Below are 20,229 nucleotides of genomic sequence, written 5' to 3'. Positions count from 1 at the left end.
GCATTCCTACCCCAGTGGATGCAGGCACGCCACTTTGTGGTGTGTCCCGCTCAGTTCTGGTGGCGCGGCGCGGCATTCTTCGGTTGCAAGCCAGCACCGTTGTGCAAAGGCACAGCCTTTGGGGATGTTCATCGGGGACGGAAGCTCGCCTTCCAGTTTGATCCGATCCTTTCGCGCGTCGGGATCTGCGCGGGGCGTCGTCGACAAAAGAGCCTTGGAATAGGGATGCCTAGGGGCAGCAAACAGATTTTCTTTCGGTGCCTTCTCAACCGCGCGGCCCAGATACATGACGATCACATCGTCGGCAAAATGCTTCACCACCGACAAATCATGCGAAATGAACAGATAGGCGAGGTTCAGACGTTCCTGCAGTTCGACCAGCAGGTTCAGAATTTGCGACTGGATTGAGACGTCCAGTGCTGAAACCGGCTCATCCAACACCAGCACCTTGGGGTTCAGCATCAGGGCGCGGGCGATTGCAATCCGCTGCCGCTGCCCGCCCGAAAACATGTGTGGGTAGCGGTCGTAGTGTTCGGGGCGCAAACCCACGAGGTCGATCATTTCACGCGCGCGCGCCTCGCGGTCGGCTGCGGACATCTCGCGGCGATTTATGATCAATGGCTCTTGCAGGATTTGACCGATCCGTTGGCGTGGGTTGAGCGAGCCGTAGGGATCCTGAAACACAATCTGCACAGTTTCACGCATCTGGGCCCATTTCGATGGAGATATTTCAACACCATCGATGGTCAGACTACCCGAGGTCGGTTCTTCGATCATCGTCACCACCCTTGCGAGGGTCGACTTCCCACAACCGGACTCTCCTACGATCGCCAGCGTTTTGCCCGGCCGCAGTTCGAAATCTACACCAGACAATGCCTTGACCGTTGCGGTCTTCGACAACAACCCGCCTTTTACGGTGTAGAACCTGGCCAAATCAATGGCCTGAACGATGGGGGCGGTCATGCCAGCTCTCCAGTTGTTATCTTTTCAACGTAATGACAACGAGCCTTGCCAAATTCCGCACTGTGCGGGGTTGGGGGCAATGATCGGCAAAGATCATCTGCATATTGGCATCTGGGGCTGAACAGACACCCTTTTGGCCGGTCAAACTGCCCTGGAACGACGCCGGGAATGGTAGGCAGCATCTTCGACGTCGCCCGTTCCGGAAGCGCGTTAAGCAACGCAGTTGTGTAGGGGTGACGCGGGGTGCGGAACAGGTCTTTGACTGCCTGCTCCTCGACCTTTTGGCCGGCGTATTGAACTTGAACCCGCTCGGCGGTCTCGGCGACAACGCCCATGTCGTGCGTAATAAGGACCAAACCCATCTCCTGCTCATCCCGCAGCCGGACCAGCAGATCAAGGATTTGCGCCTGAATTGTCACGTCCAATGCCGTCGTCGGCTCGTCCGCAATTAACAGCTTGGGTTTGCAGGCGATGGCCATCGCGATCATCACCCGTTGGTTCATGCCGCCGGACATCTGGTGCGGAAACGTGTTCAGGCGGCTTTCCGGCGCAGGGATGCCGACCTGATCGAACAGCTCTATGGCGCGCTGGTGGCGGTCCTTTCGGTTCAGGCCCAGGTGGATGCGCAAGGCCTCCTTGATCTGGAAGCCAACCGTAAAACAAGGATTCAGCGATGACATCGGTTCCTGAAAAATCATGGCAATGTCTTTGCCGATGATCTTGCGACGGTCACGGGCCGAGATTTTGGTCAGGTCAATGCCTTCGAAGCTCAGTTGGTCGGCCGTAATTGTGGCCGTCCAGGGTAGCAGGCCCATCAATGCCAGCATCGACACCGATTTGCCCGAGCCGCTTTCGCCGACGATGGCCATCAACTCGCCCTTGTCGACCGACAGGTCAACACCATCCACAGCCCGGAACTGACCCGAGGCGGTTGCGAATTCGACAGTGAGGTTTCGGATATCCAACAGGCTCATGTCGTCAGCTCCGCTTTAGCTTAGGGTCCAGCGCGTCGCGCAGACCGTCGCCCATCAGGTTGATGGCCAGCACCGTGACCAGGATGGCCAGACCGGGGAACGTCACTACCCACCACGCGCGCAGAATGAACTCACGCGCTTCGGCCAGCATGGTGCCCCATTCCGGCGTGGGCGGCTGCGCCCCCATGCCCAGAAAGCCAAGGGCTGCGGCATCCAAAATGGCGGTCGAAAACGATAGCGCCGCCTGAACGATGATCGGAGCCAGACAATTCGGCAGCACGGTCTTGAACATCAGCCGGGCCTTGCTGGCACCGGCAACGCGGGCCGAAGTCACATAGTCCTTTTGCCGCTCTGCCAACACAGATGCCCGGGTCAAACGCACGTAATGCGGTTGGAACACAATGGCGATGGCGATCATCGCGTTCGTCAACGAGGGACCAAGGATGGCAACCAGAACCAGCGCAAGCAGCAGTGAAGGGAAGGACAGGATGATATCCATCACCCGCATGATCATTGTATCGACCCATTTGGGCGCGAAACCCGACAGCAGACCGACAATCACCCCGCCCGTCACGGCCACACAAACCACCACGATGCCGACAAAGAAGGAATAACGCGATCCCATGATCAGCCGCGACAGCATATCCCGACCCAGCGGATCGGTGCCCAACGGGAAGGCCCAACTGCCGCCTTCTTGCCACGCAGGGGGCTGCAGAATGTGATTGCGGAACTGTTCAGTCGGGTCGTAGGGGGCCAACAAAGGCGCAAAGGCCGCGCAGAAGACAAAAGCGGCAAAGACCCAAAGGCCCATCACTGCACCGCGGTTTTCGCTGAAGTAGAACCAGAATTCTCGCAGGGCGCTGGGGCGGTCTTCGGTTTTTGGTGGGGTCGCGGACAATTCAGCCATCATCGCCTCCGGATTTTGGGGTTGATGACGCCGTAAAGGACATCGACCAGCAGGTTCACCAGCATGACGATCACGGCGATCATCAGCAGGCCGCCCTGCACCACCGGGTAGTCGCGGCGGAAAATGCTGTCGACCATCCACTTGCCGATGCCAGGCCAGCTAAAGATTGTCTCGGTCAGGATCGCCCCGGCCAGCAATGTGCCGACCGACAGGCCGATCACTGTAATCACCGGGATCAGCGCATTGCGCAGCGCATGCAGCCCATTGATCCGTGCGGGGGCAAGGCCCTTGGCGCGGGCGGTGCGGATGTAATCCTCACCCAACACTTCCAGCATGGCCGAACGGGTCTGGCGCGCAATTACGGCCAAAGGGATCGTGCCTAAGACGATGGTCGGCAGAATTAGATGGCGTACAGCCGATCCAAACGCCCCCTCCTGCCCGGACAGCAGACTGTCGATCAACATGAAGCCCGTGACGCTTGGAAAGTAGTACAGCAGGTCGATCCGACCTGAGACAGGCGTCCAACCAAGGTTGCCGGAAAACACGATGATCAACAACAGCGCCCACCAGAAGATCGGCATGGAATACCCGATCAGCGCGGACGACATCAGCGCCCGGTCGAAGAATTTGCCCCGGTTCACAGCGGCAATAACGCCCGCAGGCAGCCCCAAAGCCACTGCAAAGATCATGGCACAGATCGACAGTTCCAGCGTGGCGGGAAACAGGGCAAAGAATTCGTCCCAAACTGGCTTTTTGGTGACAAAGCTCTCGCCCAGATCACCATGCAACACGCCAACCAGATAGTCCCAGTATTGCTCTAGCACCGGTTTGTCGAAGCCCAGCTTCTCGACCATCTCCTGATAGCGTTCTTCGGACATTCCGCGTTCACCGGCCATGACAATGATCGGATCGCCCGGAAGGACCCGAATGAACATGAACGAGATCAGTGTTACGCCCAGAAATGTCGGAATGAACATGCCGAGGCGGGTAAGGAAATAGCCAAACATCAGCGGCCTATGATTGTTAGTTCTTTGGGAAAGCTGGTCAGCGACCGGCAACCGTCTTCGGTCACCAGTACGTCATCTTCGATCCGAACGCCGAAATTGTCCAGATCATAGAGGCCCGGCTCGTTGGTCCAAACCATGCCCGCGCGCATGATCTGGTCGTTTCCACGCATAATATAGGGCGCTTCGTGCACGTCCCGTCCCAGCCCGTGACCCGTCTTGGTGCGGATGCGATCCGCATAGGGCGAGGCCTCGAGCACGCGGGTCACCGCGTCGTCGATATCGTGGGCCGTTACGCCGGGTTTGCAAGCTTCGAACCCGACCAGGTTGGCCCGCAGAACGGTGTCGTAGACCGCCCTGCCCTCATCCGAGGCTTCAGCGACGAAAAAGGTACGCGTGATGTCAGCGGCAAACCCATGTTTGCGTGCGCCGAAATCGAACAGCAGCGCGTCGCCTGCTTTGATCTGGTAATCCGCACGCGCTTTACCATGCGGTTGAGCCGAATTTCCTCCGGCCGTCACGATGGGCGAAAATGCCAGCGACGCGGCTCCTTCGGCGAACAGCGTTTGGATCAAGGCCTGTTCAATCTGTACTTCTGTCTGACCCACGCGAACATCCGCAATGACCCGCTCCAGCGCTCGTTCCGAGATATCAATCGCCGCTTGCAGCGCTGCAATGTCATCGTCCGTCTTGATTATGCGCAGGCCGGAAATCTCGCGCTCAGAATCCACGATCCGCAAATTGGGCAGGGCTCGGGTAAAGGCCTTGGAGACAAAGACGCGCATCACCTGCCCTTCGACCGCCAGAGATCGTAAAGGCATGTGTTCAGCCAGCGCTGTGAACGCATCGTCGTAGCCTGTCTGATCGCGCCAGTCGAAGACAGCGCCGTCAAATCCGACCAGCGCCCATGAGCCTAACTCCAGGTTAGGCACAATCGCGGCTGGTTCACCTATGACCGGGATCACGACCACAAAAGGTCGCTCGTGGCTCATGAAGGGTTTCCCCAAAGCTCGGGTAAAATTTGGGCCGGGCACCAGTGCCACGGCATCTACTGACATGTCCTTTGCCAGTTGTTGGTACTCGGACAAATCCGGCATTCGCGCCGACCTCCCAATAAAGAAAACCGGAGCCGCCAATTGGGCGGCTCCGGTCGTTGAGTGGTGGTTTATTCGACGTTCACACCGTAGAAGATGTGGCCGCCCAGCGGGTGCACTTTATAGCCCTGAACCTTATTGCTCATTGGCATGTACACGACCGAGTGCGCAATGGTTGCCCACGGGGCCTGCTCTTTGAAGATGACCTGGGCATCTTCATACAGCTTGGTGCGTTCAGCCTGATCCGTGGACTGCTTGGCCTTCAGGATCAGATCTTCGAACGGCTCATGGCACCATTGTGCGCGGTTCGACGCTTCACGACCGTCACAGCCGAGCAGAACCGCCAGGAAGTTGTCTGGGTCGCCATTGTCACCGGTCCAACCCAGAAGAACGGCGCCGTCACGGTCCAGATCTTTCGAGCGAGACAGGTATTCACCCCATTCATAGGACACGATTTCAACATCCACTCCAACCTTCGCGAAATCCGCCTGGATCAGTTCAGCCATGCGGCGTGCATTCGGGTTATAAGGACGCTGCACCGGCATTGCCCACACCTTCATCGACAGGTCGGAAACACCTTCGGCTTCCAGCATTGCCTTGGCCGCTTCTGGATCATAGGCATCGTCGGTGATCGCGTCGTTATAGCCCCACATGGTCGGCGGGATCGGGTTCTTTGCAACCTGGCCCGAGCCCTGGAACACCACGTCGATGATCGCGTTCTTGTCGATTGCCATGTTCAACGCCTTGCGGACGTTCGGGTTATCGAAGGGCGCCATTGTGGTGTTATAGGCCAGATAGCCAACGTTGAGGCCTTCCTGCTCCAACATGTTGATGTCGGCATCATCCTGCATCGCCTGAATGTCAGCCGGGTTCGGATACGGCATGATGTGACATTCGCCGGCCTTCAGCTTCTGATAGCGCACGGATGCGTCCGGAGTGATCGCAAAGATCAGGTTTTCAACATCCGCCGGGTCTTTCCAGTAGTCGGCATTCTGGGCGTACCGGATCACGGCGTCTTTTTGATAAGCCAAGAACGAGAACGGGCCGGTGCCGATGGGTGCGGTGTTCAGCTTTTCGGGTGTTCCGGCTTCCATCATCGCATCTGCATATTCTGCAGACAGGATCGAAGCGAAATCCATCGCCATGTTGGCAACAAACGGCGCCTCAGGCTTGGTCAGCGTGAATTTGACGGTATAGTCGTCGACCTTTTCGATCGACTCGACCAGATCGGGCATACCCATACCCTTGAAGTATTCCCACGTACCGCCTGACACCTGATTATAGGGGTGGCTGTCATCCTTCTGGCGCATGAATGAGAAGATCACGTCATCCGCATTGAAATCGCGGGTCGGTGTGAATTCGTCATTCGAATGGAACTTCACGCCCTGACGCAGCTTGAATGTGTACTCCAAGCCATCATCACTGGCCTCGACGCTTTCGGCCAGACCGGGGATAACGTTGGTTGTGCCGGTTTCGAATTCCAGCAGGCGGTTGTAGATCGGGTGCGATGAGGCATCAAATGTGGTTCCGGCTGTAAACAGTGCGGGATCGAACCCCTCGGGTGAGCCTTCTGAACAATAAACCAGCGTGTTGGCCTGCGCGGCTGCGCTGGACAGGGCAATTGCCGCTGTTGCAGCCAATAATTTAAGTTTCATGATTGTCTCCCAGAAAAATTATCAATCGGCTTTCGCGTTGCTTTTGTTGACCAAGCAATTTCTGACGACTCTCATCGCCGCGAAATCTGTGCCCAATGTATCCAAAATACAAAATCCATTGTCAACTCACTTTGAGTGCTCTTGCACAGCTTGACCAAACGCAAAGGAAGCAGCCGAAAGACTGCCCAGCATCATTGCGTTGTCTGGCCAAAGGAATCGACGGGTATTTATTGCGAGAAAGTTGGGGTCACACCAACCGGTGGCCGGTCCTGAATATATGCTCCGACACGGTTCAGCACGGGGCTTCTGGGGCATCCCGGGCGGGTCGCGGCCCCAAGGTTGCGCAGGTTTCCCGGGCCCTCAAACGGAACAAAGCACAAGGGCCATTTGTCCCGCTTGAATTGCTCGGCAGCCAGGGCCGACACAATTGTACAATCATCAGAATGACAGATGTGCCGGCAGATCGTTTCAAACCTCAGCGCGCTCAGATCAAACCGTTTGGCGAGCCGGATCGCGGGATCAGCCTTGGGCAGCCGGTCTTCAAGCTCATAGCCAAAACTGTGAGGAAGCCGGATGAAGTCATGCGGGGGAACGCCCTCAGGTGATATTGAGGGAAGCATACACAGCGGATGCCCCTCGCGCACGGCCAGAAAAAGGGGTTCGGACCAAATCGACGTGAAAGCCAAAGCGTTGCTGTTGTTGACCTGAGCCACCAGCGCCATGTCCAGCTGATGGTCTTCAACCATCTGCAACATGTTTTGAGGAAGATCCTCAATCATGGTCACGCGCATACGTGGAAAAATATCGCTGAACAACTCTGAGAAATACTGTGTCAGGTACGGTGCAAGTGTTGGCGTCATGCCAATCCGATATGCAACGGCCTCGGGGTCGCGAAATTGGGTGGCGGAATCGCGGATCCTTTGTGCATCTGACAGAATGGATTCAGCGATACTCAGGATGCTTTGACCAAAGGCGGTTGGCCGCACTTCGTTATTCAGCCGCAGGAACAGTTCAACACCCAGTTCCTTTTCCAGCTTCTTGATCTGGTTCGACAGCGCCGGTTGTGAAACATTGCACATAACCGCCGCCTGGCTGAACTTGCCATGCTTCGCAATGGCAAGCACGTACTCCAAATCTCTGAAATTCATCCGCCCAATCTCTCTGCGGTCATACAAAAGACGGCACTGGACCGTTCCCTTCTCTACCGTAAAGCGGGGAAAGGTGCATGAAATACTGATCAAATTCGCTGACAAAACTGTTAACCAGCGCTTTCGAATAGAACGTTATGTGGGACATTCACCACGTAACCTATTGATTTATATAAGGCCAGATTCCCAGACTCTCACGGAAACCGTGATTATTAGCATTGGTTATACAACCGATTTGCAGGATGAATTTCAGCTGACCCGGGGTGCCGTCTACCCCTTTGCTACGTGGAATGCCCGAAACACTGGGCGAACTGCCAAACGTAACAATTTTTGACGGAGTACCCCATGCTGTCCCAACTTCTGACAAGCCTGCGCGCTCGTCTCTTGACCACGTCTACCATAGCGCAAGAGACTACCCGCGACGGTCAAACCCTTTTCAATAACTTTTTCCAAAGCACAGTCGTCGATGACACTCCGGCCTTTGTTCTGGCAAACGACTTCTCGCGTCTGCTGAACTTTGGCGAGATCATCACCAACAACGCCGTCGCTGCCGTTCAGGCGCAGGGCCAGGATGTTGACGTGTTCAACTTCCGCTCGGGCCGGATCGAGGCGAATAACGGCCCCGACGCACTGGCCACTGGCGTTCAGGTTACCGGCAGCGCAAGCGTTCGCAACTTTGGCGAGATCGCGGGTGAGTTCAACGGTGTGCAGTTTGCGGGCGCTCAAAGCTCGGGCGGTCTGGATAACTTCAGCGGTGGTGTGATCAGTTCGGACAGCCGTGCGGTGGACATTCAGGGCCAGGGCATTGATGTGCGCAACTTTGGCGACATCATCGGCACCGGCGATCAGCGCAATGGTACAATCTACACCAATAGCACCGCCGAAGACATTTCAATCTCGAACTTTGTGGGTGGCACGATTGACGCCGGTGAAGGCAATCAGGGTGCTGGTATCTCGTTGCAGATCGGCGATGAGGTCGGCGATCGCGTGGAAACCGACATCTTTAACGGCTTTGGTGCCACGATTCAGGGCCGTGGCCAAGGTGCGGCCAATACCGGGCTGGCCGGGGACGGCATCCGCATTGACGACGGTGCCGAAGGGGCCACGCTGGAAACTGAAATCATCAACAGCGGCCTGATCTCGACCGAAAGCAATCAAGGCACAGCCGCCGGTATCCGCATCGCAGATGGCGTAAATGCCGAAGGTGAGATCCTGAACACCTCGACCGGTGTGATCGAAGGCCCCCGTAACGGTCTTTACATTGGTGACGGCGAGCATGATCTGGACGTGCTGAACTTTGGCACCATCCAATCCGGCAGCCGCGCAGTGAATCTCGACGGCTCGGGTGTCAACCTGATCAACGGCGGTGACATTCTGGGCACCGGCGATCAGCGCAACGGCACTGTTTATGCCGATGGCACAGCCGACGATTTCTCGGTCCGTAATCTGGCCAATGGCACAATTGACGCAGGTGAGCACAATCAAGGTTCAGGTTTTGCAGCTGAAATCGGTGGTGCAGCCGACGGTGCCAATTCATTCACACTGGAAAACGACGGCCTGATCCAGGGTCGCGGCAACGGTGCGGCAGGCACAGGTCTGGCCGGTGATGGTATCCGTATCGGTAATCCGGGCAATCAGGGCGTCTCGGACGCGACCATTGTTAACCGTGGTGAAGTCCGCTCGGAAGGTGCCAACGGTACTGTGGCGGGTGCGCGCGTTGTGGATGGCGTGAGCTTCCAGGGCGAATTCACCAACTCGGGCACGATCTCGGGTGTTCAAAACGGTGTCTACTTTGGCAACGCGGATCATACGGGCGGTCGCTTTGTGAACGAAGCAGGCGGTGTTGTTTCCTCTGACAGCCGCGCACTCAACATTGATGGTATCGGTCTTGAGGTTTCCAACCAGGGTGAGGTCCTCGGCACCGGCGATCAGCGCAACGGGACGGTTTATGCTGACGGAACCGCGGATGACTTTTCGGTACAGAACTCCGGTCTGATTGACGCAGGTGAGGGCAATCAAGGTTCAGGCATCGGAGTTGAAGTCGGTGGCGCAGAAGACGGTGCAAACACCTTTGTGCTAGGTAATGTCGGTGTTATTACTGGACGCGGAAACGCTGATGCGGCCTCGTCGCTGGCTGGTGACGGCATTCGCATCGGCAACGTTGGCAACACCGGTACCGTCGACGGGTCGATCGGCAATGCCACCATCATTTCGTCAGAAGGGAACAACGGCACCGTCGCTGGCGTCCGTATCGTCGATGGAGTGAACTTTCAGGGTGAATTTGTTAACTTTGGCGGCATCTCCGGTGTGCGCAATGGTGTCTACTTTGGCAATGGCGATCACACCGGTGGTTCGTTCATCAACAGGAGCAACGTGTCCTCTGACAGTCGCGCCCTGAACATTGATGGTATTGGCCTGGCCGTTGAGAACTCTGGGTTCATCTTCGGGACCGGGGATCAGCGCAATGGCACGGTCTATGCCGATGGCACTGCCGATGACTTCTCAGTCATCAACTCTGGTCAGATCGATTCACTCGAAGGTAACCAGGGTTCGGGTTTTGCTGTTGAAATTGGTGGCGCGGAAGACGGTGCCAACACATTCACGCTGGAAAACACGGGTCGGATTGACGGGCGCGGCGACGCTGCTGCTGCCACGTCGCTTGCTGGTGATGGCGTTCGGATCGGCAATGTTGGCAACACTGGCACCACTGATGCGACAATCCTGAATTCCGGCGATATTGTCTCCAGAGGTACCAATGGCACGGTTGCTGGCCTTCGTGTCGTCAATGGCGTGAACTTCCAGGGTACACTGGAAAACACAGGCTTCATTATTGGCACTCAGAACGGTGTCTATTTTGGCACGGGTGATCACACTGGCGGTTCGTTCCTGAACGCGGGCATTGTCGCCTCGGCAAGCCGTGCGCTGAACATCGATGGCGACGGCTTGGAGGTCTTCAACTCAGGCCAGATTGTCGGCGCAGGCAATCAGCGCAACGGCGCAGTGTATGCCGATGGAACCGCTGACAACTATAGCTTCACCAACACTGGTACGGTCAGCGTCAATGAGGGTGCCAACGGTTCAGCTGTATCGCTGCAAACCGGTGATGTTGATGGCGATGTCGTCTCGGCAACCATCGTTAACCGGGGAACTTTCCGGGGTAACGGCGATGCCACCGAGGGCAACCAGGTCGGCGATGGTCTGCGCCTGTTCACGGGTCAGGAAGACGCCTCCTTTGCCGGGGTTGTCATCAACGAAGGTCTCATTGCCGGGTCCGAACAGTCGGACGCTGCAGCCGGTATTCGTATCGACGGCGGTCTGAACCTTCTGGGTGCGATCCTGAACGAAGGCGAAATCCGCGGCACGGTCAATGCGATCGATGCATCTGATGCCGGTGACGTTACCATCGTCAACGACGACGAAGGTGTGATCAACGGTAACGTCCTGCTGGGCGATGGCAATGACATCTTTGTTGATCTGGGTACCACCAACGGTGACATCAACGGTGGTGCAGGTGATGACGTTTTGATCGCTGGCGATGCAGACAATGTGCTGACCGGTGGTCTGGGCAATGACTTCATCGACGGAGGAGACGGCATCGATACAGCCGATTTCTCGGATCTGGATGTCGCAGTCGAGGTCCGTCTGGACGCCAACGGCAACGGCACGGCCACACGCGATACCGGCTTTAACGTCTCGGTCGTGGATGCAGTTGTTGCGGCGCCGGGTCAGTTCGGTTCGAACATTGCGGACGGTGCTGCCTTTGTGGATCAAGCGGCGCAGGGCAACCTGTACTACAACATCCACACCGCCGACTTCCCTGGTGGGGAAATTCGCGGGCAGCTGCTGGTCGACGGCGACGTGACCGAGAACGGGATCCGCACAGTCACGCTGAGTGGCGGTCTGGACGCGGCGCAAGAGCCTGGCCCGACATCGGACAGCGAGGCCTCCGGCAACGCAACCGTTGTCATCACTCAGAACCTGACAACCGGCGAAGTCACCTACTCGAGCGAGCTGAGCGTTGTGGGCCTGAACGAAGCCGACCTGAACACGCCGATCCCCGGTGCTGTATCGGCAATCCATCTGCACAATGCACCAGCGGGCGTAAACGGCCCTGTCGTGCAGGACACGCTGGTGGATGCGGGCGCAACTCTGGATGTTGACGCAACAGGCGGCACCGGTGTTGTCGGGCTGGACGTGATCGACAATCAGGTTGAAACCGACGTGCTGGTCTCGATCGAGAATGTCATCGGCTCCAATGATGGTGACGTAATCGTCGGCAGCAATTTGGAGAATGTTCTGAACGGTGCAGATGGCGATGACCTGCTGAACGGTGAGGGCGGCAATGACGTCCTGATCGGTGGCGAAGGCGCTGACACCTTCCTGTTCCAGGGCACCTTCGGTGACGACACAATCTCGGACTTTGAAACGGGCTTCGACAGAATTCAGATCGGAGATCTGGGCCCTGACTTCGACGGCGGTCCGAGTGCCGTTCAGGATGGTGACGACGCCGTCATCAGCTTCGGCGACGCAGGCTCGATCCGTCTGGCCGGTGTCGACGCCGCGGACCTGACCGAGAACGACTTCATCGTTTAACCAATCAACAGCGGGGCGGCCTAGGTCGCCCCGTTTGCCAAACCGGAAAGGGTTCCCTGATGTCCCAGAAAACCAATCCCGTGAAAGCCGCCTGGGGGTCGCTGCGCAAGGGCTTTGTTGCAGTTGCCTTCTTCAGCTTGTTTCTGAACCTTCTTATGCTCGCCGGTCCGCTTTACATGTTGCAGGTCTACGACCGTGTCCTGACCAGTCAAAATGTCGACACCTTGATCGCGTTGTCAGCATTGTTGGCCGGTGTATTCGTCGTGGTCGCCTGCCTTGACCTGATGCGGATGCGCATTTTGGGACGTCTGGCCGCCCGCTTTGAGCTGAACGTTGGTGCCCCAGTTCTTGGCGCTGCGATGCGCCGCCGTGTCCATGGCGAAGCCGACGCTGGCGAAAACCTTGTCGAAGACGTGAACGGATTTCGCGAATTCATCTCGGGAACCACGCTGACCGCGTTTTTTGACGCGCCGTGGATCCCGCTCTATCTGTTGGTCCTTTATGCCCTTCACCCCTATCTGGGTCTGCTTGGTTTGGCCGGTGCCGTCATGCTGACGATCATGGCTCTGATCAACAACTCGCGCGCCCGGGAACCGATGCGGTCGGCTTCGCAAGCGCGCGGTCGTTCAGATGCCTTGTTCAGCATCAGTGATAAAAACGCCGAGCTTGTTCAAGCGCTTGGCATGAAATCCGATTTGCTGCGACGCTGGACCTCGCTTCAGGCGGAGGCCCATCAGCACAAGACCCGCGCCGCCGACCGGGTTGCTAGCTTTTCTGTCGTGTCCAAGACCGTTCGGATGGGTTTGCAATCGGCCATTCTGGGACTTGGCGCGGCACTGGCCATCACCGGAGAATCCACCGCTGGCGTCATGATTGCGGCAACCATCGTTCTGGCCCGCGCATTGGCCCCAATTGACCAATTGATCGGTCAGTGGCGCAGCTTTCTGGCCGCGCGCGGATCCTACTCCAAGCTGGCAAAACTGACCGAAGAGTTTGCCGAAGCCCCACCCAATCTGCACCTGCCGCGCGCGTTCAAATCTCTGGACGTCAAGATTTCGCAGGCGGGTCCTCCGCGCGCCGTCAAGGCCTCGCTCCGCCAGATCGACTTTGGCCTTGTGCCCGGAGACGTGCTGGCGGTTATCGGGCATAGCGGCTCGGGCAAGACCACTCTGGGCAAGATGATGGCCGGTATCTGGCACCCGCAGCGGGGCGAAGTCTTGCTGGATGGGAGCCCGATGTCCAAATGGAACCACGAGGATCTGGGCAAACAGATCGGTTATCTGCCACAGGATATCGAGCTGTTCGACGGCACAATCCGCGAAAACATCGGGCGCTTCTCGGTCGCCATAGATGATGCAGAGGTGCTGCGTGCCGCCCGCGAAGCCGGTGTGCACGAAATGATCAGCGCCCTTCCCGATGGATATGAAACGCGCATTGGTCGCGGGTTCTTTTTGTCAGGTGGTCAACGTCAGCGGCTGGCACTGGCCCGGGCGCTTTATGGCGATCCGTTTGTGTTGATTTTGGACGAACCGAATTCGGATCTGGATGCCGAAGGCGAACAGGCTCTGCGCGATGCGATCGTGTCGGCGCAGGCCCGCGGTGCAATTGCCATCGTCATGACCCATCGTCCGGCAACGCTGCAGGCCGCCAACAAGGTGATGGTCCTGCGAAACGGCGCCCAATCTCAGTTCGGAGACAAAGAGGACGTTCTGAAGGTCAATCGCCGGAACGTTCTGGAAAACCCTACCCAATCCGCGGCGAAAAATACCGACGCGGCCCCTGCCAATGAAACTCAGATCAGCGGAGCTGCCCAATGACCCAGTTGATGAAACGCTCGCAATCTCAGAACGCGCTTGCTGCCCACGATGTGCAAGCCTTGGACATCACGACCGAGACCTCTGATATCAAACGCTATGTCCTGTTCGGGTTGTTTACCCTGATGGCCTTCGTTGGCGGCAGCGCCTATTGGGCCTTCGCCTCGAAACTGGACGGGGCGGTGGTCGCGCCGGCCTCGTTTGTGGTGGAAGGTGACCGCAAGACGGTCGAACATCTGGATGGTGGCATCATTGACTCGATCCTTGTCACGGATGGTGAATTTGTTCAGGCAGGTCAGTCCCTTGTGCGACTTGACAGCTCGGATATCGACGTAGATCTGAGCATTCTGGGCAGCCAATTGGGCGAATTGTCGGTCCGCCGTGCCCGCTTGCTGGCGCAGATCAACGGCACGGACAGGTTTGACGAGCCAACAGCATTGGCCGGTTTCAGCGATGGGATGCAGCGGCTGCATTGGTTGTCGCCTTACCTGACGCAGAAACAACTATTTGACGCCGAAGCCCGCGCCCGCCGGACCGAGGCTCAAATCAACGCGCAACGCATTCAGGGGCTGCGCAATCAGATCGCCGGCCTGAACGAACAACGCCTCTCGACCCAAAACCAGAAGGACATCACGCAGGTTGAGCTGTCCAATCTGAAGTCCTTGCTGGACAAAGGGCTTGTGGCCGTCACGCGGGTCAGCGCGCGCCAGATCGAAATGGAACGTCTGGGCGGTGTCGATGCGTCGTTGCGCACCCAGATTGCGCAGGCCCAGGACCAGGTGCAAGAGTTGCAGTTGTCTCTGCTCAGCCAACAAAAGCTGCGCGACGAGGTGATAGCCGGAGAGCTTGCGGTTGTGGATGCTCAGCTTGATCTGATCCGCTCACAATATTCAGGGGCATCGGAACGGTTGAAACGAACACAGGTTCTGGCCCCTGCCAGCGGGCGGGTCGTTAATTTGGCAGTATCCACAACCGGCGGCGTCATCCGCCCCGGAGAGGCGATCATGGATATTGTTCCCGCCAATCAGGCCCTGATCGTCGAAGCGCGGATCAAAACCGCCGATATCGACAAGCTGCAGATCGGTCAGGCAACACGCATTCGCCTGTCAGCCTTTACGCAGACCGATGTGCCCGAAGCCAGCGGCCGGATTTTTGACATCTCAGCCGACGCTCTGGAGGACGACCGCACCGGCGAGCCTTATTACAAAGCCCGGGTGAAACTGGATGCAGATCAACCCATCGAAGTCGCCGCCCTGGATCTGTTGCCTGGAATGCCCGCGGATTTGTTTGTGAAAACCGGCGAGCGCGCAGTAATCAGCTACCTGTCACAACCAATCAGTGACCGGCTGGCCAAGACTTTTATCGAGTGACTTGTTTTGCCCGCATCCGGTTTGCCGGGTGTGGGTCGTTCACATCTTTTTTGTGAGGAAATGCAACAGGTTAGACGCCGTATCGCGCCATGAACATATCAACGGCCTGCGTCGCAATTGCGTCCAACTCTGCTTTGGAAAAGCTCTTTTGAACGCCAATGGCAGCGCGGGTCCAAATCCGAACCTTGCATAGTTCACTGAACTGTTCGGCTGCCAATTGCAGGTTGTCGATGGCCAACTCACCCTTGTTGACCGCCTTCTCCAGATACTCGACCATCTGGCGCTGACCGTTCTGCGGCCCGGCCTCATAAAATGTTTGGCCCAGCTCCGGGAACCGGTCACGCTCGGCGATGCAGATGCGGAACATCTGTTGCGAGAAATCCGAGACCAAAAAACTCGTGAGCTCTGTTGCAGCGATTGTCAGAACTTCGTGTGCCGGTTTGCAATCGTCCACCATCGCCACGACGTTTTCCGCCATCCGTCTACACTCGACCTGCGCCACCTCCATAAAAAGCAGCCGCTTGTCGGGGAAATAGCTGTATAGCGTGGCCTTAGAGACCCCGGCGGCACGGGCTATATCGTCGACGCTTGCACCTTCGAAACCATCCGCCATGAAAACCTCTCGGGCTCCGCGCAGGACCTGATCAAATTTTCGGCCTGTACGCAGAATGACGGCTGCTTCGGTCATGTACTCTCCTTCGGTCGATTGGGTGACAAATGTTTAAACCGTTCAGTTCAGATACAACAAATCGCACAATTAGTAGGCATCTGGCAACACAGATGACGTTAGGTTTTCGATTGACCAGTTAAGTTAATTTACAACGCGCGTCCCCAAAACCCTATAACTGGCCCGTCATATCTTGCAGCCTGTGTGTTACGTGCTACCACTTTGCACATGGTCGATATCTTTCTGCGCACACTGCCCTTTTTTGCGATCATCGGCTTGGGATACTGGGCTGGGCGCAGTCGATTTTTTTCTGAAGAAGCAACGGCGTACCTGACGAAATTCGTTTTCTATTTTGCGCTGTCGGCCATGCTGTTTCGCTTTGCCGCCACCCTGCCCTTTGCGGATATCTTCAATGCAAGGCTAGTCGTTGGATACTTGATCGGAACCGCCGCTGTGTACGTCTTGGCGACGGTTGTCGCATGGATACGCAGGCTCGACATTCCGACCGCAGCGGTAGAGGCGCAATGCGCGGCCATTGGCAATGTCGGCTTTCTGGGTTTGCCCATGCTGGCGCTGCTGTTTACCGAAGCCGCGATTGGCCCGGTTATGCTGGTTCTGACGGTTGATCTTGTGGTGTTTTCATCCCTGATTGTCATCTTGATAAATGGTGGACGCGACGGGCGGTTGACGCCTGCAACCTTCCGACTGATCGGGATAGGGTTGATCAAGAATCCGATGATCGTTTCGATCTCGGCGGGAATGCTTTGGTCCGCGTTGCAGATTCCTGTTCCTGTCCCATTGAATGATTTCCTAACAATTCTGGGCGGGGCCGCGACCCCGGGTGCCCTGTTCGCCATCGGAGCTTCTCTGGCCAGCAAATCCGCTGAACGCGTTCACATTGCGGGCTGGCTGAGCTTTTGCAAACTGGTCGTTCACCCTGCTTGTGTTGCCGTTGTTTTGCTTTGGGTTATGCCCGTCGCGGCATTTCCTGCCTCCGTCGTCATCGCTGCCGCGGCACTGCCGGTGGCGGGTAACGTCTACATGCTCGCCGCCCACTACAGGGTGGCCCCGCACCGTGCATCAGCTGCGATACTACTGTCCACAGCGGCCAGCATCCTGACGGTGCCATTGGTCATCGCCTGGGTCGGAACGCCCTGATCTATGCCTTGTGAAAAATGGCAGACCAAAGCCGCTCAGCCTTTACGTATCGAGCGTGTAAGGATAGCCATGTCTCAAACCTAACGTAAGGACAAAACCAAATGGAAACCCTTTCGGAAAATGCATGTTTCGGAGGCGTTCAGGTCGTCTACCGCCACGCCTCGGCTGCCTGCCAATGCGACATGACCTTTGGCCTGTTCCTGCCAGCAGAGGCCAAGGACGGCCCGGTTCCGGTTCTGTGGTATCTGTCCGGCCTGACCTGCACCCACGAAAACGCCATGACAAAGGCGGGTGCTCAGGCGTGGGCAGCCGAGCAAGGCATCGCGGTAGTGTTCCCGGACACCTCGCCGCGCGGTGAGGGTGTTGCCGATCACGAAGATTACGATCTGGGCCAGGGCGCCGGGTTCTATCTGAACGCCACGCAGCAGCCTTGGGCGCCGCATTTCAATATGTGGGATTACGTGGCCGAAGAATTGCCTGCTTTCCTGACCGAAAATTTCGCAATCGACGCGGACCGTCAGGCCATAACTGGACATTCGATGGGAGGTCATGGGGCGCTGACTCTGGCTATGAACCTGCCAGGGCGCTACCGATCTGTGTCCGCTTTCGCACCCATTTCAAACCCGACGGGTGCGGATTGGGGTCGCAAGCAACTAAGCGCCTACCTGGGCGATGATCAGACGGCATGGTCCAAACACGATGCCTCGATCATGATGAAAGAAGTCGGCTTTGACGGCCCTATCCTGATTGACACTGGTGCCAGTGACCAATTCATCGACTTGCTGCGCCCCGAAACTTTGGCGCAGGCGATTGCCGAACGTCGTCAGCAGGCAATCATCCGTCTGCAGCCGGGCTATGACCACTCATACTTCTTCGTGTCGACCTTCATGGAAGACCACATCACCTTCCACGCCGAGGCACTGTACGGAGACTGAGGAATGAGCAAATACGACTATGACCTGATCATTATCGGGTCCGGCCCCTCGGGTCGGTCGGCCGCGATACAGGCGGGCAAACTGCAACGGCGTGTTCTGGTGATTGATCGCAAGGATCGGTTTGGTGGCGTGTCCGTCCACACCGGTACGATCCCATCAAAGACCTTGCGTGAAACGGTACTGAACCTGTCCGGCTGGCGCGAGCGCAGCTTCTATGGCCGCTCGTACCGCGTCAAAGATCAGATCCGGGCCGAAGATCTCAAGGCGCGTCTGCATATGACGCTGGATCATGAAGTTGACGTGCTGGAACACCAATTCAACCGCAACCATGTGGAGACCTTGAACGGGTTGGCCAAATTCGTTGGACCTCACGAGATTGAGGTTGCCACTGATGCCGGTGAGACCACGAGACTTACGGCGGCCAAGTTCCTGATAGCAACCGGAACAAAAACCTATCGCCCGGATTATGTGCCATTCAACGGCAAGACCGTAGTGGACGGTGACGACTTTCTTGAGATGGCAGAGATCCCGCGCTCGCTGGTCGTGATAGGTGCCGGAGTGATTGGCGTGGAATACGCCACCATGTTCTCGGCTTTGGACGTTCGGGTGACGTTGATCGAACCGCGCGAGACCTTCCTGGATTTCATCGACACCCGCTTAATCCATGATTTCACCCATCAGATCCGCGAAAACGGCGTGGACCTACGTCTGGGCTCAGCCGTTCAAAAGATAGAAGACGCTGGCGGCCATGTCGAAGTTACGCTCGAGAATGGCCGCCACGTGCGAGCTGAGATGTTGTTGTTCGCCGCCGGGCGCATGGGGGCGACATCGGCATTAAACCTGCAGGCCGTTGGCTTGGAAACCGATCATCGCAACCGGATCGACGTGGATCGCAAGACGTATCAAACTGCTGTGCCGCATATCTACGCGACGGGCGATGTGATCGGGCACCCATCATTGGCCTCGACCTCGCTGCAACAGGGCCGCGTGGCTGCATGTCACGCGCTGGAAACCCCTACCCTGCCGGAAAGTCCGTGGTATCCTTACGGCATTTATTCAGTCCCCGAGATCTCAACTTGCGGCATGTCCGAAGAGGAACTGCAAGAACGCGGCATCCCATACGAAGTCGGCGTGGCGCGGTTCCGGGAGACTTCGCGCGGGCATATCATGGGGTTGGAGCACGGCATGCTGAAGATGCTGTTTTCACTGAAAACCCGCCGGGTGCTTGGCGTGCAGATCGTGGGTGAAGGCGCGACAGAGTTGATCCATATCGCGCAGGCAGTCCTGAACCTGAAGGGCACGGTGGATTACTTCGTGCAGAATACGTTTAACTATCCAACCCTGGCCGAGGCCTACAAGATCGCCGGTTTGGATGCGTTCAACAGGATGCCCATTCCGGAGGAATTTAAAGTGCGCAAGAAACCTTCTGAAGCCGTCAAGAAAGAGGCTAAAAAAGCGTGACGACGCTCTATATCGATGGCGATGCCTGCCCCGTAAAAGCTGAGGCTGAACGGGTTGCAACCCGGCACAAAGTTCCTTTGGCACTGGTGTCAAACGGTGGCTTGCGGCCGTCTGCAAACCCATTGGTGCAAGTGGTCATCGTGTCCGAGGGCGCGGATGAGGCAGACAAATGGATTGCCGAACGATGCGGCGCAGGGGACGTTGTGGTGACCTCGGATATCCCGCTGGCCGCAAAATGTGTCGAAGCCGGTGCCCGGGTTCTACGGCCAAACGGTGAAGCCTTTACCGCGGCCAATATCGGCCAGCAACTGGCCATGCGTGATTTGATGGCCGACTTGCGCGCATCCAACCCATTAGGCGCGGGTGGCGGCGGAAAACCCTTTGGCAAGGCTGACCGATCCCGGTTTTTGGACGCCCTGGAACGGGAATTGAGGGCTGCACAGCGGGGCTAGTCCTCCCGCTTGCCAGCGTCGCATCAAAGATGCG

Annotated in this window: 15 protein-coding genes; 7 read left to right on the top strand and 8 right to left on the bottom strand. The window is 57.3% G+C overall.

The window, feature by feature from the left end; translation table 11 throughout:
- Positions 1-6: 6 nt before the first annotated feature.
- From AC2FIS_RS08365 to AC2FIS_RS08335, 7 genes are all read right to left on the bottom strand, one after another.
- On the bottom strand, positions 7-963 hold the full coding sequence (locus tag AC2FIS_RS08365) for a dipeptide ABC transporter ATP-binding protein (protein WP_496772818.1): 957 nt from the start codon (positions 961-963) through the stop codon (positions 7-9).
- The gene (locus tag AC2FIS_RS08360) at positions 960-1,937 is read right to left on the bottom strand and encodes an ABC transporter ATP-binding protein (RefSeq protein ID WP_496772816.1); all 978 of its coding nucleotides are present in this window, start codon (positions 1,935-1,937) and stop codon (positions 960-962) included. Before AC2FIS_RS08360 ends, AC2FIS_RS08365 begins: the two co-directional genes overlap by 4 nt.
- A 4-nt stretch (positions 1,938-1,941) precedes the next feature.
- A complete protein-coding gene (locus AC2FIS_RS08355; protein ID WP_082649183.1) occupies positions 1,942-2,847 on the bottom strand; it encodes an ABC transporter permease subunit in 906 nt (301 codons plus the stop codon).
- Complete coding sequence (locus tag AC2FIS_RS08350; RefSeq protein ID WP_058277167.1) at positions 2,844-3,851, bottom strand: ABC transporter permease subunit; 1,008 nt, start codon at positions 3,849-3,851, stop codon at positions 2,844-2,846. Before AC2FIS_RS08350 ends, AC2FIS_RS08355 begins: the two co-directional genes overlap by 4 nt.
- Positions 3,851-4,945: a M24 family metallopeptidase gene (locus AC2FIS_RS08345; protein ID WP_496772815.1), complete on the bottom strand. Its 1,095-nt coding sequence runs from the start codon at positions 4,943-4,945 to the stop codon at positions 3,851-3,853. The genes AC2FIS_RS08350 and AC2FIS_RS08345 overlap by 1 nt, the downstream gene beginning before the upstream one ends.
- A gap of 68 nt (positions 4,946-5,013) precedes the next feature.
- Entirely contained in the window at positions 5,014-6,597 is a 1,584-nt protein-coding gene (locus tag AC2FIS_RS08340; protein WP_496772814.1) for an ABC transporter substrate-binding protein, read from the bottom strand.
- A gap of 227 nt (positions 6,598-6,824) precedes the next feature.
- Positions 6,825-7,745: a LysR family transcriptional regulator gene (locus AC2FIS_RS08335; RefSeq protein WP_496772813.1), complete on the bottom strand. Its 921-nt coding sequence runs from the start codon at positions 7,743-7,745 to the stop codon at positions 6,825-6,827.
- A 345-nt stretch (positions 7,746-8,090) separates the two neighbouring features.
- Between AC2FIS_RS08335 and AC2FIS_RS08330 the strand changes: the two genes are divergently transcribed.
- Genes AC2FIS_RS08330 through AC2FIS_RS08320 form a run of 3 tightly spaced genes read left to right on the top strand, consistent with a single transcriptional unit; the run spans position 8,091 to position 15,522 of the window.
- Positions 8,091-12,338 carry a beta strand repeat-containing protein gene (locus AC2FIS_RS08330; protein ID WP_496772812.1) on the top strand — a complete coding sequence of 1,416 codons (4,248 nt, stop codon included), beginning with the start codon at positions 8,091-8,093 and terminating at the stop codon, positions 12,336-12,338.
- 59 nt (positions 12,339-12,397) lie between these two features.
- Positions 12,398-14,155, top strand: a complete 1,758-nt coding sequence (locus AC2FIS_RS08325) for a type I secretion system permease/ATPase (RefSeq protein WP_496772811.1) — start codon at positions 12,398-12,400, stop codon at positions 14,153-14,155.
- The gene (locus tag AC2FIS_RS08320) at positions 14,152-15,522 is read left to right on the top strand and encodes an HlyD family type I secretion periplasmic adaptor subunit (RefSeq protein WP_496772810.1); all 1,371 of its coding nucleotides are present in this window, start codon (positions 14,152-14,154) and stop codon (positions 15,520-15,522) included. Before AC2FIS_RS08325 ends, AC2FIS_RS08320 begins: the two co-directional genes overlap by 4 nt.
- Positions 15,523-15,592: 70 nt before the next feature.
- On the opposite strand, the gene AC2FIS_RS08315 is transcribed toward AC2FIS_RS08320, so the two are convergent.
- Positions 15,593-16,210 carry a TetR/AcrR family transcriptional regulator gene (locus AC2FIS_RS08315; RefSeq protein ID WP_496772809.1) on the bottom strand — a complete coding sequence of 206 codons (618 nt, stop codon included), beginning with the start codon at positions 16,208-16,210 and terminating at the stop codon, positions 15,593-15,595.
- Between the two features lie 207 nt (positions 16,211-16,417).
- Here AC2FIS_RS08315 and AC2FIS_RS08310 point away from each other — a divergent pair, with 207 nt between their 5' ends.
- The 4 genes from AC2FIS_RS08310 to AC2FIS_RS08295 all read left to right on the top strand — a co-directional run bounded on the left by AC2FIS_RS08310 (position 16,418) and on the right by AC2FIS_RS08295 (position 20,195).
- Positions 16,418-17,347: an AEC family transporter gene (locus AC2FIS_RS08310; RefSeq protein ID WP_496772808.1), complete on the top strand. Its 930-nt coding sequence runs from the start codon at positions 16,418-16,420 to the stop codon at positions 17,345-17,347.
- 101 nt (positions 17,348-17,448) lie between these two features.
- A complete protein-coding gene (gene fghA, locus AC2FIS_RS08305; protein WP_496772807.1) occupies positions 17,449-18,282 on the top strand; it encodes an S-formylglutathione hydrolase in 834 nt (277 codons plus the stop codon).
- Positions 18,283-18,285: 3 nt separating this feature from the next.
- The gene (gene sthA / locus AC2FIS_RS08300; RefSeq protein WP_496772805.1) at positions 18,286-19,743 is read left to right on the top strand and encodes a Si-specific NAD(P)(+) transhydrogenase; all 1,458 of its coding nucleotides are present in this window, start codon (positions 18,286-18,288) and stop codon (positions 19,741-19,743) included.
- Positions 19,740-20,195 carry a YaiI/YqxD family protein gene (locus tag AC2FIS_RS08295; protein ID WP_496721604.1) on the top strand — a complete coding sequence of 152 codons (456 nt, stop codon included), beginning with the start codon at positions 19,740-19,742 and terminating at the stop codon, positions 20,193-20,195. Before sthA ends, AC2FIS_RS08295 begins: the two co-directional genes overlap by 4 nt.
- The last annotated feature ends 34 nt before the right edge of the window (positions 20,196-20,229 follow it).

The organism is Ruegeria sp. CDSB113 (assembly GCF_059611045.1).
The sequence above is the reverse complement of the archived record's forward strand: the minus strand, read 5'-3'. Positions and strand labels throughout refer to the sequence as shown.

Excerpts from the sequence above, each read along its gene's own strand:
- AC2FIS_RS08335 (WP_496772813.1), bottom strand. The coding sequence starts at position 7,745 with ATGAATTTCAGAGATTTGGAGTACGTGCTTGCCATTGCGAAGCATGGC.
- fghA (WP_496772807.1), top strand. The coding sequence starts at position 17,449 with ATGGAAACCCTTTCGGAAAATGCATGTTTCGGAGGCGTTCAGGTCGTC.
- AC2FIS_RS08345 (WP_496772815.1), bottom strand. The coding sequence starts at position 4,945 with ATGCCGGATTTGTCCGAGTACCAACAACTGGCAAAGGACATGTCAGTA.
- AC2FIS_RS08360 (WP_496772816.1), bottom strand. The coding sequence starts at position 1,937 with ATGAGCCTGTTGGATATCCGAAACCTCACTGTCGAATTCGCAACCGCC.
- AC2FIS_RS08350 (WP_058277167.1), bottom strand. The coding sequence starts at position 3,851 with ATGTTTGGCTATTTCCTTACCCGCCTCGGCATGTTCATTCCGACATTT.
- AC2FIS_RS08355 (WP_082649183.1), bottom strand. The coding sequence starts at position 2,847 with ATGATGGCTGAATTGTCCGCGACCCCACCAAAAACCGAAGACCGCCCC.
- AC2FIS_RS08310 (WP_496772808.1), top strand. The coding sequence starts at position 16,418 with ATGGTCGATATCTTTCTGCGCACACTGCCCTTTTTTGCGATCATCGGC.
- AC2FIS_RS08340 (WP_496772814.1), bottom strand. The coding sequence starts at position 6,597 with ATGAAACTTAAATTATTGGCTGCAACAGCGGCAATTGCCCTGTCCAGC.
- AC2FIS_RS08320 (WP_496772810.1), top strand. The coding sequence starts at position 14,152 with ATGACCCAGTTGATGAAACGCTCGCAATCTCAGAACGCGCTTGCTGCC.
- AC2FIS_RS08330 (WP_496772812.1), top strand. The coding sequence starts at position 8,091 with ATGCTGTCCCAACTTCTGACAAGCCTGCGCGCTCGTCTCTTGACCACG.
- AC2FIS_RS08365 (WP_496772818.1), bottom strand. The coding sequence starts at position 963 with ATGACCGCCCCCATCGTTCAGGCCATTGATTTGGCCAGGTTCTACACC.
- AC2FIS_RS08315 (WP_496772809.1), bottom strand. The coding sequence starts at position 16,210 with ATGACCGAAGCAGCCGTCATTCTGCGTACAGGCCGAAAATTTGATCAG.
- sthA (WP_496772805.1), top strand. The coding sequence starts at position 18,286 with ATGAGCAAATACGACTATGACCTGATCATTATCGGGTCCGGCCCCTCG.
- AC2FIS_RS08325 (WP_496772811.1), top strand. The coding sequence starts at position 12,398 with ATGTCCCAGAAAACCAATCCCGTGAAAGCCGCCTGGGGGTCGCTGCGC.